The sequence below is a fragment of the Kocuria sp. JC486 genome (assembly GCF_011602805.1).
Lineage (GTDB): Bacteria > Actinomycetota > Actinomycetes > Actinomycetales > Micrococcaceae > Kocuria > Kocuria soli.
Genome location: NZ_JAAOZS010000002.1, coordinates 135681 through 152861, shown reverse-complemented (window position 1 = coordinate 152861; position 17181 = coordinate 135681). Strand labels below are relative to the sequence as shown.

Below are 17181 nucleotides of genomic sequence, written 5' to 3'. Positions count from 1 at the left end.
CCGCGTAGGGAGACGGCGGTGAGGCGGCGGTGCGGAGGGTTGTGCGTGGCAGCCGGGTGTGTGGCTCCACAGGCAGCCGCGAACCTGCGGTGCAGGGTGGCCCCTCCCCAGGTTGCTGTGACGCCCGTCGCCCACGGCCCGCACCGGCACAGTGGGCCCATGACCACAGAACCTCAGGGACGGCACGTCGATCCGACAGGGAACAGGCCCCGCAGGCCGCCCGCGGTGGACACCTCACAGGCCTCCGGCGGGTCGGGGCGGCCCGCCGACCAGGCGATGTTCCGACCCGTGGCGCGCACGGCGGCGGACGTCTTGGCGATCATCCCGCACACGCTGGGCTACTGGCCCGCCCGGTCCCTGGTGATGCTGACAGCCACCTCCTCCGGGCTGGGCCCGTGTCTGCGAGTGGATCTGCCCGATGCGGCGGACTTCGCCGATCCTGCGTTCGTGGCCGAATGGACCATGCAGATCTCCGAACTGCTCGAACACGACCCCGTCGGTCATGCCGTTTTCGTCGCGGTGTACGGAGAACCGGTACGCAGCACAGGGGCGAGTTCCGATCGGCGGTCGGGCCCGGCGCCGGCCCTCGACGTCCGCCACGTGTCGCCGTCCTTGGGCGGGCACGTCTCGCACGTCGTGAATGCGGTGGCCGAGGCCGGTGCGCTGTCCGGGCATGACGTCCGGGACGCCTGGTGCGTTGACAACGAGCTGTGGTGGCCCGTTGCCGACGTCGGTGACGCCCGCCCGGTTCGCGAGATCCTGGACAGCGCGGTCTATGTAGCACTGGTCGTCGACGGCAGCGTGGTGGAACCGCCGGACGGGAGCACAGAATCCGGGACAACCGGCAGGGAACCGCTCCAGGCCGACCGACAGTTGCGACGGCGCCTGGCGCTCCTGGCGGAGGTAGCCGCCACGACGGACTGGTCCCCACGGTCCCTGGAGGTCTGGGACGCGATCCTGTCGCCATTCGACGCCCCGGATTCTCGGCATCCGGCCGACCCGGTCCGCCGGCTCCAGGAACTGACACGGACTGACCTGCTGCATCTGCTCGCGGGAACCACCGACCCCCTCGGATGTGATCTGGTGCTGTCGCTCGTGCTGTCCGGCGACATCGAGGCGGCTCGCCACGCCTGGGACGGGTGGAACCGGACGAGCAGTGACGAGGACTTGCACGGTCTGGTGCACACGGCCCAGGTCATGTTGGGGGACTGGGACGGAACCCCGCGGTGGGACCGGGTGGATCGCTGCGTGGACCTGGTGCAGGTCTTGATCGGCGCCCTCACCGGTCCAAACGACCCGGAGGGCCAGCCGTCCCCGGGCGAAGAGGCCGTCCGCTGCACAGCACCCCGTGTCAGCGACCGTTGGGCGGGGGGAGTGGCAGCAGGGCTGTGGGTCGTGCTCGGGCACCTGGAGCGTTTCCGAGCACGTGGTTCCAAGGTGGACCAGTGCGCACGCACAGCCGAGTCGTTGGCGCCGGGGCATCCCGGGGTGGCGCGCTTGCGAGAGATCATGACCTTGCGGCCGATCCCGCACTGGGCAACAGATCCGGCCACTGCCTGGCGGAGGGCACGACAGGTGTGAGCGGCCGCCGCACCGGCTGCTGCGGAAAGCACTGTAGATTTCTGCACCAATTTCTCCGGACCGGGAACAACGCCACACGGGCAGTGGTTGGAACACCTCGAAGACCCTTCACGCCCCGTCGGCAGGCTATGATCGCCCGCGGGACTTGACAGGGTCATAGGTGTTATGACCACTCGTCAGTAGCACCGCGTCGAGCAACGAAAGGTTCCCAGTGTCACCAGCTGTCACGAACGAGACGACTGCCACCGCAGAGACCGCCGAGTCGGCGGGAGCAGGCCAGGAGTCGTCGGGCACCACCGGCGCGTCGAAGAGCGCGGCCAAGAAGACCACGGCGGCCAAGAAGACCACCGCGGCGAAGAAGACGACCGCGGCCAAGAAGACCACGGCGGCCAAGAAGACCACCGCCACCAAGAGCACCGCCAAGAAGGCCGCCACCAAGACGACGACCGAAAAGGTCGAAACCCTCGGCGCCGACGATTCAGTGGCCGAGGTCCCCGAAAAGGCCGAGGCCGCCGCGCCTGCCAAGTCTCGGGCAAAGGCCAACTCCACGAAGAAGAAGGCCACCGGAGCCCGTGGCGGTAAGAAGGCGGCCGCCGCAGCGCAGGACGACGACCTCGATGCGGACGAGGACGACGAGTTCGCCGTTGACGACTCGATGAGTGCCGACAGCACCGATGACGACTCCCAGGACTCGGCGGAAGAAGCCGAGGAGGACGGGGACGACGTCGTCGCACCCGAGGACGCGGAGAACGCCAAGTCGGGCACGGAAGTGGTGGCCAAGCCCACGGGTAAGACCACGGCTTCCCAGGGGACCGCGCGCGGTTTCGTGCTGTCCAACAACGACGACGACGACGCCCCCGCTCAACAGGTGGTCTCCGCCGGTGCGACCGCCGACCCCGTCAAGGACTACCTGAAGCAGATCGGCAAGGTCGCCCTGCTGAATGCCGAACAGGAAGTCGATCTGGCGCTTCGGATCGAAGCCGGCCTGTTCGCGGAGCACAAGTACAAGAACGATGCGGACGAGCTGACTCGCGAGCAGAAGAAGGAACTGCGCTGGGTCATCCACGACGGCAAGCGCGCCAAGAACCACCTTCTCGAAGCCAACCTCCGCCTGGTGGTGTCCCTGGCCAAGCGCTACACCGGCCGCGGCATGCTGTTCCTGGACCTCATTCAGGAGGGCAACCTGGGTCTGATCCGCGCCGTGGAGAAGTTCGACTACACCAAGGGCTTCAAGTTCTCCACGTACGCGACCTGGTGGATCCGTCAGGCCATCACCCGCGCCATGGCGGACCAGGCACGCACCATTCGTATCCCGGTGCACATGGTCGAGGTCATCAACAAGTTGGCCCGTGTGCAGCGCCAGATGCTGCAGGACCTCGGTCGCGAGCCCACCCCGGAGGAACTCGCCCAGGAACTCGACATGACCCCCGAGAAGGTCGTGGAAGTCCAGAAGTACGGACGGGAGCCGATCTCCCTGCACACGCCGCTGGGTGAGGACGGGGACTCCGAGTTCGGCGACCTCATCGAGGACTCGGAAGCCGTTGTTCCGGCCGACGCCGTGAGCTTCACGCTCCTTCAGGAACAGCTGCACTCCGTCCTGGACACGCTCTCCGAGCGTGAAGCCGGTGTGGTGGCCATGCGCTTCGGGCTCACCGACGGCCAGCCCAAGACCCTGGACGAGATCGGCAAGGTCTACGGCGTGACCCGCGAGCGGATCCGCCAGATCGAGTCCAAGACCATGTCCAAGCTGCGTCACCCGTCCCGTTCGCAGGTCCTGCGCGACTACCTGGACTGATCCCAACGCACCCGCGCGGTCATGCGGAACGGCATGCACGACGGCGGCCGGGCACCGATGAGAGTCGGTGGCCGGCCGCCGTCGTGCATGGGGTTGCTGTGAGATCAGTCGCAGCAGGTCGTGAGGTCGCCCGCAAAAACCCACCGAATACCACACGGAGTCATACGATCGAAAGGACATCGTCCGTCCGACACAATCTGGTGACTCATGAGCGAAAACGAGATCCGCAGCGCACAACTGGTCGTTGACACCCTTCGTGAGCAAGGCGTGAAGTACGTGTTCGGTGTTCCCGGAGCCAAGATCGACTCCGTGTACGACGCCCTCGTGGATGCCGAAGACATTCAGCTGGTCGTGTGCCGACACGAGCAGAACGCCGTGTTCATGGCGCAGGCCGTCGGCCGATTGACGGGGGTGCCCGGGGTCGTGCTCGTGACCTCCGGACCCGGAACGACGAACCTGGCCACCGGCCTGCTCACGGCCACGACGGAGCAGGATCCCGTCGTGGCCATCGCCGGAACCGTGGGGCTGTCGGACCGGCTCAAGCGCACGCACCAGTCGCTGGACGCCGTGAACTTCCTGGCTCCCGTGACCAAGTCGTCGGTCGAGTCCACCGACCCGAGCGACGTTCCGGAGGCCCTGGCCAACGCGTTCCGCGCGGCGACCACCGAGCCCAAGGGCGCGGCTGCCGTCATGCTTCCCGCCAGTGTGACCGGTGCCAAGACGGACAAGACCGCGTTGAGGAAGAAGGCGGTGGCCCCGCAAGGCCCGGCGGCGCAGGTCTCCGTGGACCGAACGGTGGAGGCGTTGTGTCAGGCACAGTGCCCTGTTCTGCTCGTGGGACTGCGCGGCGCCGATTACGGCTCGACGGCCGCACTCCGGGAACTCGTCGCGGCCACCGGGCTGCCCGTCGTCGAAACCTTCCAGGCCGCCGGCGCCATTTCACGGGATCTGGAGAAGCACTTCCTCGGTCGGGTGGGGCTGTTCCGCAATCAGCCCGGTGACATCCTGCTGTCCAAGGCGGACGTGGTCCTCACCGTCGGCTACGACACGGTCGAGTACGACCCCATCATCTGGAACACCAGAGCGGATCGCCAGATCATCCACCTGGACGCGGTCCCGGCGGACCTGGACCACGCGTATCAACCCCGACTTGAGCTCCGCGGGGACATCGCCGCCACGCTGGAGATCCTCACGGAGCGTCTGCGGGGGATGACCCTCAGCCAGACCGCCCAGACCGAGATCTCCCAGCAGCGTGAAGCCCTCGCCGGGTATGAAACCCAGGCCCGTGGCATGGGTGACACCGAACAGGGCGTCAACCCGGCGCACCTCACCCTGGTGATTCGCGACCTCATCGACGACGACAAGTCGACCGTCGCGGCCGACATCGGGTCGCACTCCATCTACCTTGCGCGGTACTTCCGCACCTATGAGCCACGGACCCTGCTGTTCTCCAACGGGCAGCAGACCCTGGGCGTGGCCCTGCCGTGGGCGATCGGTGCGGCACTGGTGCGTCCAGAGCACCCGGTGGTCTCCGTCTCGGGCGACGGCGGCTTCCTGTACTCGGCCCAGGACCTGGAAACCGCCACCCGGCTGGGACTGAACATGGTGCACGTGATCATGCGGGACAACGCCTACGACATGGTGGCCTTCCAGCAGATGATGAAGTACGGCCGCAAGTCTGGTGTGGAACTGGGTGACTACGACGCCGTGAAGTACGCCGAGTCCATGGGTGCCACGGGCCGCGCCGTTCGCACCATGGACGAGTTCAAGGAGGCCTTCACCCAGGCGATGGCCGAACCCGGCGTCTCGATCGTGGACGTCGCCGTGGACTACACGGACAACGTGGGGCTGGCCGCGCACCTTGACGACTCCGCGATGAACTGAGGCGCCGCCTCCCTCGCCGAGTTCGGGGTTGTTCCGCCTATGGCGGCGAATAGGCGGAACAACCCCGAACTCGGCGCAAAAGGCCGGAGGGCAGAGGTGCCTCAGATGGACAGACGGTGGCCCCGGTACCGAATCGCGGTACCGGGGCCACCGTGTTGGGTCGGGACACACCTCCCGGGTGGGTCTCTGTCAGGCGTCGATACGCTGAGTTTCGTCCTGCCATGTGGCGGCCATGGGACGAAGCTTGTCTTCGTTGGCGCGCGCGTGGTGAGCGCAGAAGAGCAACTCCCCACCGGTGGATTCGAGGACGACTCGTACATAGGCCTGCGCACCGCATGCATCACAGCGGTGGGTCGCGTTCAACTCTGGGGTCTCGAGCGTGGCGTTCACGGCATCCTCCTTCAGCTCAGACTTCAACTCGCCGACCGTTCGGCTGCCGCCGGCCGGTGCCCTCGTGCTCGTGCCGGAAGGCTCGAGTGGGGAAGTACTTTCCGAGTACGTACATACAACCACGCACCGCTACGTTTCCATCCGTCGGCCATGGTGTTTTCGCCCACCGCGCACGAACTCCCCGGTGCCCGTCACCGCCCCTGTGCTGCACAACGCCCGCGCCGTACCGGGGCCGCACCACCTCGGAGCATTACAGTGAACTGGTCTGTGCCCGGGAGCTGGATGGATTCTGCCTCCCGCTCCACTTCCCGTCGTTGCCAGGAGTACCGCCAACAGTGACCCCCACCAAATCCGAGTACAACGCCCGCCACCTCTCCGTCCTGGAGGGGCTGGAAGCCGTGCGCAAGCGCCCCGGCATGTACATCGGCTCCACGGACTCCCGCGGTCTCATGCACTGCCTGTGGGAGATCATCGACAACTCGGTGGACGAGGCGCTGGCAGGCTACGGCCACCAGATCACCGTGGTCCTGCACAAGGACGGGTGCGTCGAGGTCCACGACGACGGCCGTGGCATCCCGATCGACAAGGAACCGAGAACCGGGCTGTCGGGCGTCGAGGTGGTTTTCACCAAACTGCACGCCGGTGGCAAGTTCGGCGGCGGTTCCTACACGGCCTCCGGCGGCCTCCACGGTGTGGGGGCCTCCGTGGTCAACGCACTGTCCTCCCGACTGGACGTGCAGGTGGACCGCGCCGGCAAGACCTACCAGATGTCCTTCCGCCGCGGCGAGCCGGGGAAGTTCGCCGACAAGTCGACGCCGTCCCCGGAGGCACCCTTCGAACCGTTCGTCTCCGGTTCGGAACTCGAGGTCGTCGGCAAGGCCCGCCGCGGTGTCACGGGAACGCGGATTCGCTACTGGGCCGATCGTCAGATCTTCACCCCGGACGCGCAGTTCTCCTACGACGAGCTGGTCACCCGAGCACGCACCACGGCCTTCCTGATTCCGGGGCTGCGGATCACCGTGCGTGACGAACGTCGGGCACCGGGCACCCCCGGTGAATTCGAGTCGCACGAGGAAGTGTTCCAGCACGACGGTGGCATCTCCGAGTTCGCCGAGTTCCTGGCCACCGACGACTCGGTGACGGACGTGTGGCGCTTCCAGGGCGAGGCCTCCTTCACGGAGACCGTCCCCGTGCTCGACGACGGCGGCCACTCCCGGCTGCAGGAGGTCGAACGCGACTGCGAGGTCGACGTCGCCCTGCGGTGGGGCATCGGCTACGACACGACCGTGCGAACCTTCGTCAACATCATCGCCACGCCCAAGGGCGGCACCCATCAGACCGGGTTCGAACAGGCCCTGGTCAAGGTTTTCCGGAAGCAGATCGAAGCCAATTCCCGGCGGCTGAAGGCCGGCAACGACAAGATCGACAAGGACGACGTCCTTGCAGGTCTCACCGCCGTCCTCACGGTCCGGTTGGCCGAGCCGCAGTTCGAGGGCCAGACCAAGGAGATCCTGGGGACCCCCGCGGTTCGGCAGATCGTGTCCAAGGTCGTGGAGAAGGAGCTCACCAAGGCCCTGACCGCCACCAAGCGTGATCAGAAGAATCAGGCCAACGCGGTGCTGGAGAAGGTCGTGGCCGAGATGAAGTCGCGCATCTCGGCACGCCTCCACAAGGAGACCCAGCGGCGTAAGAACGCTCTGGAGACCTCCTCCATGCCCACGAAGTTGGTCGAGTGCCGGTCGACGGACGTGGAGAAGTCCGAACTGTTCATCGTGGAGGGTGACTCCGCCCTGGGCACGGCTCGTCTGGCCCGTGATTCCGAGTACCAGGCGCTGCTGCCCATCCGTGGCAAGATCCTCAACGTCCAGAAGGCCTCCGTCACGGACATGCTGGCCAACGCGGAATGCGCCGCGCTGATCCAGGTGATCGGTGCGGGCTCGGGGCGAACCTTCGACGTCGACGCCGCCCGTTACGGCAAGGTTGTCATGATGACGGACGCCGACGTCGACGGCGCCCACATCAGGACGCTCCTGCTGACGTTGTTCTACCGGTACATGCGGCCCCTCGTGGAAGCGGGCAAGGTCTATGCTGCGGTCCCGCCGCTGCACCGGGTGGAGATCGTCAACCGTGGTTCGAAGCCCAACGAGATGGTCTACACCTACTCGGAACGTGAGCTGCACACGTTGCTGACCCGGCTCGAGGCCGAGGGACGTGGCTACAAGGAGCCCATCCAGCGCTACAAGGGCCTGGGGGAGATGGACGCCGATCAGCTGGCCGAGACCACGATGGACATCCGTCACCGAATGCTGCGGCGGGTGACCGTGGAAGGGGCCGAGGCCGCGGAACGCGCCTTCTCTCTGCTCATGGGCTCGGACGTGGCTCCCCGCAAGGACTTCATCATCGCCGGAGCCGCCACGTTGGATGCCGAGCAGATCGACGCGTGAGTGTGCCTCTCCGTACCTGCCCCGTATCTGCCCGGCACTGTGAATAATTGCGCATATGTGTGACCATGTGGGGAATTGTTGGCAACAGCGCCGCATGCCGACCCGCACGGACGGACAATTGGGGAGTCTCACCAGGGCAACGCACATGAACGCAATTGCACGAGGTAGTTGCAGCGGTCGATTCGGCCAGTGCATCCGATGCCCTCTCGACTTTCGCGAAAGGGCCATCCTCCATGTGGCTTCAGGACTACGACCCCACGGGGTCGGTCGTGTTCTCGGCATTGCTCGCCGCCGTGCCCATCATTGCGTTTCTGCTCGGCCTCACGGTCTTCAAGCTGACCGGCCTCAAGGCCTCGCTCATCGCCTTGGTCCTGGCCGTCGGTCTCGGGACACTGGTCTTCGGCCTGCCGGTGGCGGCCACGGGATCGGCGATCGTGTACGGATTCCTGGGCGGCCTGTGGCCCATCGGGTGGATCGTGCTCATGGCCGTCTGGCTGTACCGGATCGCAGTACGGGCCGGGTACTTCGACGTGATCCGGTCCTCGATCTCCTCGATCTCCGAGGATCAGCGCCTGCAGGTGCTTCTGATCGCCTTCTGCTTCGGCGGCTTCCTCGAGGGGGCTGCCGGGTTCGGCATCCCGATCGCGATCTGCGGCGCCCTGCTGGTCAACCTGGGGTTCCGTCCGCTGCGGGCAGCGGGCATCAGCCTGGTGGCCAACGCCGCGTTCGGCGGGTACGGAGCCATCGGCATTCCCGTGATCGTCGGCGCCCAGCAGGGCGAGGTCCCGCTGACCGACCTGTCCCGAATGATGGTCGTCGTGGCCCAGGGGATCATGGTGTTCATCCCCGTGCTGCTGGTCGCCATCCTGGACGGTCGCCGAGGTCTGCGCGAAACTGGTGGCCTCGCGTTGGTCATCGGGGTTCTGGTGTCCGGCCTGCAGTCGCTGTTCCTGTGGGTGGCCGGCCCTGCGTTGGCGGACATCATCCCGCCGTTGGTCGGCATGTTGGCCATGGCGCTGGTCCTGAAGTACTGGAGCCCGCGCACCATCTACCGGGAGGCCCACGCTCCGGCGTTGGAGGAGCTGCGCTCTGAACGCCAGCCCGTGACGATTGCACGGGTTGCCCAGGCCTGGTCGCCGTTCTACATTCTCTCCGCCTTCATCCTGGTGTGGTCCGTTCCGGCCGTGGCCGCCTTCCTGGGTCGTGCGACCGTGGCGGTCCCCATGCCTTTCCTGCACCAGGCCGTGGCCAGGACCGCCCCGATCGTGCCCGAAACCACTCCGGTGCTCGCCCTGTGGAACTGGTCGATCCTGGCAGCATCCGGCACCGCCATCCTGTTCGCGGCGCTGTTCACCGTCGTGGTGACTCCCACGATCACCTGGAAGCAGGCGTGGGAGGAACTGGCTGGTTCCGTCCGGCAGTTGTGGGCCCCGATCGTGATGATCTGCCTGGTCATGGCAGTTGCCAACGTGATGAACTTCGCGGGCATGTCCTCCTCCATGGCCCTGGCACTGTCCGCCGCCGGTGGTGTCTTCCCCCTGCTCTCGCCAGTCATCGGTTGGATCGGGGTGTTCGTCACCGGGTCCGTGGTGAACAACAACACCCTGTTCGCTTCCCTGCAGGCCGTCACGGCCCAGCAGATCGGCACCAGCCAGACCCTGCTGGTGGCCTCCAACACCGCGGGTGGTGTGATGGCCAAGGTCATTTCGCCCCAGTCCATCGCCATTGCGACCGCGGCGGTACGAGAGCCGGGCAAGGAGGCCGATCTCACCCGGCAGGTGTTGCTCTACAGCATCGGCCTGCTGGCGGTGCTGTGCGTCTGGGTGTTCGTGCTCTCCCTGGTCTTCTGAGGTCCATGAAGCGCGCCGCGGGCAGTTCGCCTGACTAGGATGAGAGGGTCACCGTGACGGGGGTCACGGTGACCCCCCTGTCGTTCCCGGAACCGGGGACGACTCCGTTGCGTTGTGAGCCTCAGGAGCAGCCATGGTCGACGTCGCCCAGTCCATCGCCCGGGACCCCGTGGGAACCACTCCCTCGGCCACCGTCACGATCACCGGAGCGGCAGGGCAGATCGGGTACGCCACGGTGTTCAGGGCCGCGGCCGGGGCGCTCCTGGGATCCGAGACTCCCGTCCGGCTCCGTCTGCTGGAGATTCCGGAGGCCGTGCGCGCCGCGGAAGGCGTGGCCATGGAACTGCTCGACGGCGCCCTGCCCCTGCTGGATTCCGTGGACGTCTTCGACGACCCCACGGCCGCGTTCGACGGCGCAGAGGTGGGCCTGCTCATCGGTGCCAGACCGCGCTCCAAGGGCATGGAACGTGCGGATCTGCTGAGCGCCAACGCGAGCATCTTCTCCGTCCAGGGGCGGGCGATCAACGAAGCGGCGGCGCCGTCTTTCCAGGCCGTCGTCGTCGGGAATCCGGCGAACACGAATGCGCTGATCGCCGCCTCCCACGCCCCGGACGTACCTGCCGAGCGATTCACGGCACTGACCCGCCTGGACCACCACCGGGCCGAGGCACAGCTGGCCATCGCCTGCGGCGTGTCGGTGAACGACATCGACGGCGTGGCCATCTGGGGCAACCACTCGACCAGCCAGTACGTGGACCTCACCCGGGCCACGGTCCAGGGCCGCCCGGCGGAAGAGGTCCTCCTGGAACACGGTCACGACCAGCGGTGGATCGACGAGTTCTTCATCCCCAAGGTGGCCAAGCGTGGCGCGGAAATCATCGAGGTGCGCGGCGGGTCGTCGGTGGCCTCGGCCGCCCACGCGACACTGCGCCACATCCGGACCTGGTTGCGGGGAACACCGGAGGGCTCCTGGACGTCCATGGCCGTGCCGTCCACGGGGATCCACGGCGTGCCCGAAGGGGTCGTGTGTTCGTTCCCCGTGACGTGTTCTCAGGGGCGGTACACGATCGTTGAACCGTGGGCGATCGACGACTTCTCCCGGGCCAGGATCGATCGTTCCGTGGCGGAGTTGCTGGCCGAACGGGAGGCCGTGGAAGCACTCGGTCTGCTCGGCCCGCGCGCCTGAGCCACCCCGCCCACACACCGAGCCCTGACCGGGCCGGTGCCGCGCGCCCGCAGGTCAGAAGCGCAGGACCTTGACGAAGTCGTCGTGCACCTTGGGTCCCATCATGAACTCGGCGGTGGCCACGGTCCGGAACCCGTTGCGTTCGTAGAAGGTGTTGGCCCGGAGATTGTGTTGGTTGACCGTGAGCCACAGCCCCGAGGCCCCGGCATCCGCGGCCAGGGACTTTCCCGCTTCCAGCAGGCGGCGCGCACCCCCGGAACCGCGGGACTCACGCACCACGTAGAGCTTGGAAACGAACCACAGGGTCGCCTCCGGATCCAGTGGTTCATTCGCATCCTGCGTGACGGGCACTCCGGCACGCACGGGTTCGTCCGCCACGAGCACCAAGTACGCTGCCGAGCGTCGAGTGCCCGGTTCGACCAGGAGCAGGATGTGGTGACGCCCGTCCTCCAGCCACTGCTCGAAGTGCTCCGCCGAGAGTTCGTTGGCCACATAGGCCGCGGCAACGGCGGTGTCCATGCCGGGAGGGCAGGCGTCCAGGAAGGTTTCCTCGGCGAGGGCGTGAAGCACCGCCCCCTCCCCGGGAACCGCACGCACGATCTCCAGCTCCACGGGTCAGTTCTCCAGCCCCGGGAGCGTGGAATCGAGGGTCTCTTCAACCGAGTCGCCTTCGGTCGCGACCTCGCCGGAGGCTGGCGGAACGGTCGCACCGTCCTCGGTGGATCCGGCGTCGGTCCAGGCCGGGCCGATGACGTCCATGGCCTGCTCCAGCGGGATGCCGGATCCGTCGCGCCTGCCGTGCTCGCTCGGAAGCGATCGCGCCACCCCGCCGACCGTGGAGGCCTTGGCCGGACCATGACCGGCCCAGGCCAGTGACAGCGTGGACTCACCGCGCAGGAACCGCTGGCACCGCACGCCGCCGGTCGCCCTGCCCTTGGCCGGGTATTCGGACAGGGGAGTGATCTTCACGGAGTGCTCCGTCATGCCGGGCAGCACTTCATCGGCCTTGGCGACCGTCACGACGACGGCCTCCGGGTCCGCCGTGAGCACCGGGCCGAAGAACACCGCCTCGTCACCTTCGGCGAGCTTCACCCCGGCCACACCACCGGCGGTTCGGCCCTGTGGGCGGACCGATCCAGCCGGGAAGTGCAGGAGCTTGGCCTCCCGGGTGATGAACACGAGCTCGGAATCGTCCCCGGCCACGCCCAGGCCGATCACCGCGTCGCGGGACTTGCCCTGTCCCTTGAGGGTGATGACCTCCCAGTCGTCCCGGTTCAGTGGGTAGTCCGGGTTCAACCGCTTGACCACACCGTGCTTGGTGCCCAACGCGATCACCGCGTTCAACGGAGCCAGGCCCACCAGGGTCTCGCCGCGTTCCAGGGTGAAGAACTCCTTGGCCGCCACACCCTCGGACAGCTTGGGGGCGCCGTCGTAATCGGTCAGGACGGGGACGTCCAGCACGGGAATGCGGATCATGCGCCCCGCGGAGGTCACCGCACCGATCTCACCGCGGGCCGTGGTGGCAACCTGTGACCGCAAGGCGTCGTGTTTGAGCCGCCGCCCGGGCTCGGCCAGGGGCACACGGTTGGTGGTGCGGGCCAACTGGCCGGAGGCGGAGAGGAAGACCCAGCACGGGTCGTCGGTGATCTCCAGCGTCGGTCCCGCGGACTTCTTGGCCCCGGGGGCAGCGGTGACCTCCGGGAGGTCCTCGGACTTCAGCAGCTTGGTTCGGCGGTCGTCGCCGTGCTTCTCGGCCACCTCCGCGAGTTCGTCCGAGACCACGTCACGCAGTTTCGCGTCCGATCCCAGAATGGCTTCGAGTTCCGCGATCTCACGCTGCAGGTCGTCCCGCTCGGCCTCGAGCTCGATCCGGGAGAACTTGGTCAGTTGACGCAGCCGCAGTTCCAGGATGTGATCGGCCTGCGCCTGGGTCAGGTCGAAGATCTGCATGAGGCGCTCGCGTGCCTCCGCGGTTTCGTCCGAGGACCGGATGATCTGGATGACCTCGTCGATGTCCAGGATCGCGATCAGCAGGCCTTCGACCAGGTGCAAACGGTCCTGCCGCTTGCCCAACCGGAACAGGGTCCGACGCCGGACGACGGTCAGACGGTGCTCCACGTAGACCCGCAGCAGGTCCACCAGACCCAGCGTGCGCGGCTGCCCTTCGACCAGGGCGACGTTGTTGATGCCGAAGGACTCCTCCAGCGGCGTGTGCTTGTAGAGCTGGGCCAGGACCGCCTGCGGATTGAAACCGTTCTTGAGTTCGATCACCAGACGCAGGCCGTTGGCGCGGTCCGTCAGGTCCACCACGTCGGAGATGCCGGCCAGCTTCTTGGCCTGTACCGCCGACTTGATCTTCTCGATGATTTTCTCGGGGCCCACCATGTACGGCAGTTCCGTGACCACGATGCCCTGCTTGCGCGCGGAGACCTGCTCCACTGACACCGTCGCGCGGGTCTTGAACGATCCCCGGCCAGTCTCGTAGGCGTCCCGGATCCCGTCCAGCCCCACGATCCGCCCGCCCGTGGGCAGGTCGGGGCCGGGCACGAACTTCATGAGGTCCTTGAGCGTGGCCTCCGGGTTGGCGATCAGGTGCCGGGCCGCCGCCACGACTTCGCGCAGGTTGTGGGGGGCCATGTTCGTTGCCATGCCGACGGCGATCCCGGAGGCACCGTTGACCAGCAGGTTGGGGAAGGCCGAGGGCAACACCGAGGGCTGGGTGAACTGGTTGTCGTAGTTCGGGATGAAATCCACGACGTCTTCGCCCAGGTCCGCGGTCAACGCGAGTGCGGCGGGGGCAAGCCGGGCCTCCGTGTACCGGGAGGCGGCCGGGCCGTCGTCGAGCGAGCCGAAGTTGCCGTGCCCGTCGACCAGCGGGACCCGCATGGCGAACGGCTGGGCCAGCCGGACCATGGCGTCGTAGATCGCCGAGTCGCTGTGCGGGTGCAACTTGCCCATGACCTCGCCGACCACGCGGGCGGACTTGACGTGCCCCCGGTCGGGACGCAGCCCCATCTCGTCCATCATGTAGAGAATGCGACGCTGCACGGGCTTCAACCCGTCCCGCGCATCGGGCAGTGCCCGGGAGTAGATCACCGAATAGGAGTACTCGAGGAAACTCGTCTCCATCTCGCTGGTCACGTCGACGTCGACGACGTTCTCCTGGAAATCCGCGGGTAACTCATCGCGTGATGAGCTGGTTCCTGACCTGCGTCGGGCCATAGGGCTGGTGTCTCCTTTGTTACCCCCGTGTCGGCCACGGGGCGGGCGCTTTCCGCCCGGTGGCCCGGGATTGTCGATACGCTGAAGTCTATGGTCTCCGAGTCGACTCCCGAGGGTGGCGACACCCACGCCCAGGCCCCTGACACGGCCGCGATCGCGCTTCAGCAGGGCTATCCGGCCCACTGGGAAGCGGACGTGGTGCTGCGCGACGGCGCGACGGCCCACCTACGTCCCGTGACCCCCGACGACCAGGCCCTGCTGTTGGACATGTTCCACCAGCAGTCGGAGAACACCATCTATCTGCGGTTCTTCTCGCACAAGACCACGCTGACCCAACGGGAACTGGAACGCTACACGACGGTCGATCACCGTGACCGTGTGGCCTTCGTGATCCTCTTGGGCGGCCAGATCATCGGCATCGGCCGTTATGACCGCACGGAGAAGCCCGACGACGCGGAGGTCGCTTTCCTGATCTCCGACGCCCACCAAGGGCGCGGCATCGGGTCGATTCTGCTCGAGCACCTCAGCGCCGCCGCCCTGGAGAATGGGATCGACCACTTCTCCGCGGAGGTCCTCCCGGAGAACCGTGCCATGTTGCGGGTCTTCGTCGAAGCCGGGTACGACGTCGCCCGGCGGTTCGACGACGGAGTGGTGGCCCTCGAATTCTCGATCGACCCCACGGAGAAGCAGCGGTCCGTCATGATCGCCCGAGAGCACCGGGCCGAAGCGCGCTCCACCGCGCGAATCTTCACACCGGAGTCCATCGCGGTGATCGGTGCCTCCGCGGACCCCACCAATGGTGGCCACGTGGTGGTCAGCAACATCGTCGCCTCCGGGTTCACGGGCAAGCTCTACGGCATCAACCCCGTGGCCTTCGAGCAGACCGGCATGATCCACAAGGCCTCGATCCAGGAGGTCGAGGACCCCGTGGACCTGGCCGTCGTCGCGGTGCCCTACGACGCCGTGTTGGACGTCGTGGACCAGTGCGGGCGGGCCGGCGCCCACGCCGTCGTGGTCGTCACCGGTGGCTGGGCCGAAGCGGGCCAGGAGGGCGCTCGCCGTCAGCGCGAACTCGTGCGCCTGGCACGTGGGCACGGCATGCGAGTGGTCGGCCCCGCCAGCCTGGGTCTGCTCAACAACTCCGGTGAGCACAAGTTCAACGCGAGCGTTCTGCCCGCCACCTTCCGGCAGGGCAACCTGGGGCTGTTCACCCAGTCCGGAGCGCTGGGCACGTTGCAGGCCTCGGCCGCGGTCCGTCACGGACTCGGGGTGTCCACCTTCCTCTCGGCGGGTAACCGCGCCGATGTCTCCGGCAACGACGTCATGCAGTTCTGGGAGGATGACGACGCCACCCAGGTGTGCGGGATGACCTTCCAGTCCTTCGGCAACCCCCGTAAGTACTCGCGGATCGCCCGGCGACTGTCGCGGATCAAGCCCGTGATCGTGGCCAAGTCCGAGGTCACGGGCCTTCGGCTGCCTCCCGGGCATACCGGCCGCATCACGGAGGCACCCGCGGGAGCCCTGGATGCGATGCTGCGTCAGGCCGGGGTCCTGCAGGTGACCACTTCGGACCAACTCATGGATCTGGCAGCGGTGGCCTCCGGGCAGCCGTGGCCGCAGGGCGGCGGTACCGCGCTGGTGGCCAATGCCATGGCCCTGAGCCGCCTGATGGAGGACACGGCAGCCGTTCTCGGCATGGACGTCACCGCCGTGCGAGACAACGTGGACACGGCTGCCGGGGGAGAGGCAGCGGTGGAGGCCGTTGCCGCAACGCTGCGAGAACTCCTGACGGACCCGGATGTGCACGCCGCCGTCGTTTCGCTCATCCCCGTACCCGGTGTCAGCGAGCGGCAGTGGTCGGACGCGGTTCTGGCGGCGGGCGCGGAGTCCGGAAAGACCGTGGTGCTGGCCATGACCGGAAGCACGGAGGTCCGTGCACCGTCCTACGTCTACCGGGACGACCAACAGCGGCAGCTCCCGGTCTTCCTGGCACCGTCGACGGCGGTGGAAGCACTCCACCGGGTCCAGCAATGGGTGGCGTGGCGCGACGGAGAGGACGACAAGGTCACCGTGCCCGAGGACATCGATCCGGAGGCGGCCGAAGAACTCATCAACGAATGGGCCACCGAGATCCCCGGTGAGTCCCTGCTGACCCTCGACGCGGAGCGCACCCGTAAGCTGCTGGCCACCTACGGCATCAACGTGCTGCCCACGGTGCGCTTCCGCGACGTCGAGGAAGCAGTCGCCGCGGCGGAGCAGCTGGGCTACCCCGTGGCGGTCAAGAGCACCGACCGGCACCTGCGTCACCGCCTGGACCTGGGCGGGGTGCGGCTGCAGATCGACTCCCCGGAACAGCTGCGGGAGGCCGTGTCCTCGATGCGCCGCACCCTGCCCGTGGGCTCGGAGGAACTCGACATCCAGGCCATGGCACCCACCGGGCAGGCCGTCGTCGTCACCGCCACCGAGGATCCGTTGTTCGGCCCGGTGCTCTCCTTCGGCATGGCCGGTGACGCCGTCAAGCTGCTGGACGACAGGGCGCACCGCGTTCCGCCGCTGACCGATCAAGACATCCGCGCGATGGTCAGGGAACCGAAGGCGGCCCGGAAACTCTTCGGCTACGAAGGCCAACCGCCCGTCGCCGTGGAGTCGCTCGAAGACCTGCTGATCCGCGTCGCCTTGATCAAGGACCGGCACCCGCAGATCGCTCGCCTGGACCTGAACCCGGTACTGTTGTCCAGCGAACACCTCACCGTGCTTTCAGCGGATGTGCGATTGGGGGACCCCAGGGAACGAACGGACAGTGCACGGCGAGCGATGCGGAGGTGACCT

10 protein-coding genes are annotated in these 17181 nt (G+C 67.2%); 7 read left to right on the top strand and 3 right to left on the bottom strand.

Annotation, left to right across the window (positions count from 1 at the left end; all coding sequences use genetic code 11):
• The first annotated feature begins 159 nt into the window (after positions 1-159).
• From GWK18_RS01980 to alsS, 3 genes are all read left to right on the top strand, one after another.
• Positions 160-1581, top strand: coding sequence for a hypothetical protein (locus tag GWK18_RS01980; RefSeq protein WP_166832840.1), 1422 nt, complete (start codon positions 160-162; stop codon positions 1579-1581).
• 211 nt (positions 1582-1792) lie between these two features.
• Complete coding sequence (locus tag GWK18_RS01975; protein ID WP_166832838.1) at positions 1793-3376, top strand: RNA polymerase sigma factor; 1584 nt, start codon at positions 1793-1795, stop codon at positions 3374-3376.
• Between the two features lie 207 nt (positions 3377-3583).
• Complete coding sequence (gene alsS, locus GWK18_RS01970; RefSeq protein WP_166832836.1) at positions 3584-5260, top strand: acetolactate synthase AlsS; 1677 nt, start codon at positions 3584-3586, stop codon at positions 5258-5260.
• Between the two features lie 189 nt (positions 5261-5449).
• Here the strand turns inward: alsS and GWK18_RS01965 are convergent, their stop codons facing one another.
• On the bottom strand, positions 5450-5650 hold the full coding sequence (locus GWK18_RS01965) for a hypothetical protein (protein ID WP_123824541.1): 201 nt from the start codon (positions 5648-5650) through the stop codon (positions 5450-5452).
• Between the two features lie 335 nt (positions 5651-5985).
• Here GWK18_RS01965 and GWK18_RS01960 point away from each other — a divergent pair, with 335 nt between their 5' ends.
• From GWK18_RS01960 to GWK18_RS01950, 3 genes are all read left to right on the top strand, one after another.
• Entirely contained in the window at positions 5986-8094 is a 2109-nt protein-coding gene (locus GWK18_RS01960) for a DNA topoisomerase IV subunit B (RefSeq protein ID WP_166832834.1), read from the top strand.
• A gap of 233 nt (positions 8095-8327) precedes the next feature.
• A complete protein-coding gene (locus tag GWK18_RS01955; protein ID WP_166832832.1) occupies positions 8328-9944 on the top strand; it encodes an L-lactate permease in 1617 nt (538 codons plus the stop codon).
• Between the two features lie 133 nt (positions 9945-10077).
• The gene (locus GWK18_RS01950; RefSeq protein WP_166832830.1) at positions 10078-11130 is read left to right on the top strand and encodes a malate dehydrogenase; all 1053 of its coding nucleotides are present in this window, start codon (positions 10078-10080) and stop codon (positions 11128-11130) included.
• Between the two features lie 54 nt (positions 11131-11184).
• Here GWK18_RS01950 and GWK18_RS01945 read toward each other — a convergent pair whose 3' ends face one another.
• Together GWK18_RS01945 and GWK18_RS01940 are read right to left on the bottom strand one after the other, a co-directional pair.
• Positions 11185-11742: a GNAT family N-acetyltransferase gene (locus tag GWK18_RS01945; protein ID WP_166832828.1), complete on the bottom strand. Its 558-nt coding sequence runs from the start codon at positions 11740-11742 to the stop codon at positions 11185-11187.
• 3 nt (positions 11743-11745) lie between these two features.
• Entirely contained in the window at positions 11746-14352 is a 2607-nt protein-coding gene (locus GWK18_RS01940) for a DNA topoisomerase IV subunit A (protein ID WP_166832826.1), read from the bottom strand.
• A 90-nt stretch (positions 14353-14442) separates the two neighbouring features.
• Here GWK18_RS01940 and GWK18_RS01935 point away from each other — a divergent pair, with 90 nt between their 5' ends.
• On the top strand, positions 14443-17178 hold the full coding sequence (locus GWK18_RS01935; RefSeq protein ID WP_123824535.1) for a GNAT family N-acetyltransferase: 2736 nt from the start codon (positions 14443-14445) through the stop codon (positions 17176-17178).
• Positions 17179-17181: the final 3 nt, after the last annotated feature.

Excerpts from the sequence above, each read along its gene's own strand:
- alsS (WP_166832836.1), top strand. The coding sequence starts at position 3,584 with ATGAGCGAAAACGAGATCCGCAGCGCACAACTGGTCGTTGACACCCTT.
- GWK18_RS01940 (WP_166832826.1), bottom strand. The coding sequence starts at position 14,352 with ATGGCCCGACGCAGGTCAGGAACCAGCTCATCACGCGATGAGTTACCC.
- GWK18_RS01980 (WP_166832840.1), top strand. The coding sequence starts at position 160 with ATGACCACAGAACCTCAGGGACGGCACGTCGATCCGACAGGGAACAGG.
- GWK18_RS01935 (WP_123824535.1), top strand. The coding sequence starts at position 14,443 with ATGGTCTCCGAGTCGACTCCCGAGGGTGGCGACACCCACGCCCAGGCC.
- GWK18_RS01950 (WP_166832830.1), top strand. The coding sequence starts at position 10,078 with ATGGTCGACGTCGCCCAGTCCATCGCCCGGGACCCCGTGGGAACCACT.
- GWK18_RS01955 (WP_166832832.1), top strand. The coding sequence starts at position 8,328 with ATGTGGCTTCAGGACTACGACCCCACGGGGTCGGTCGTGTTCTCGGCA.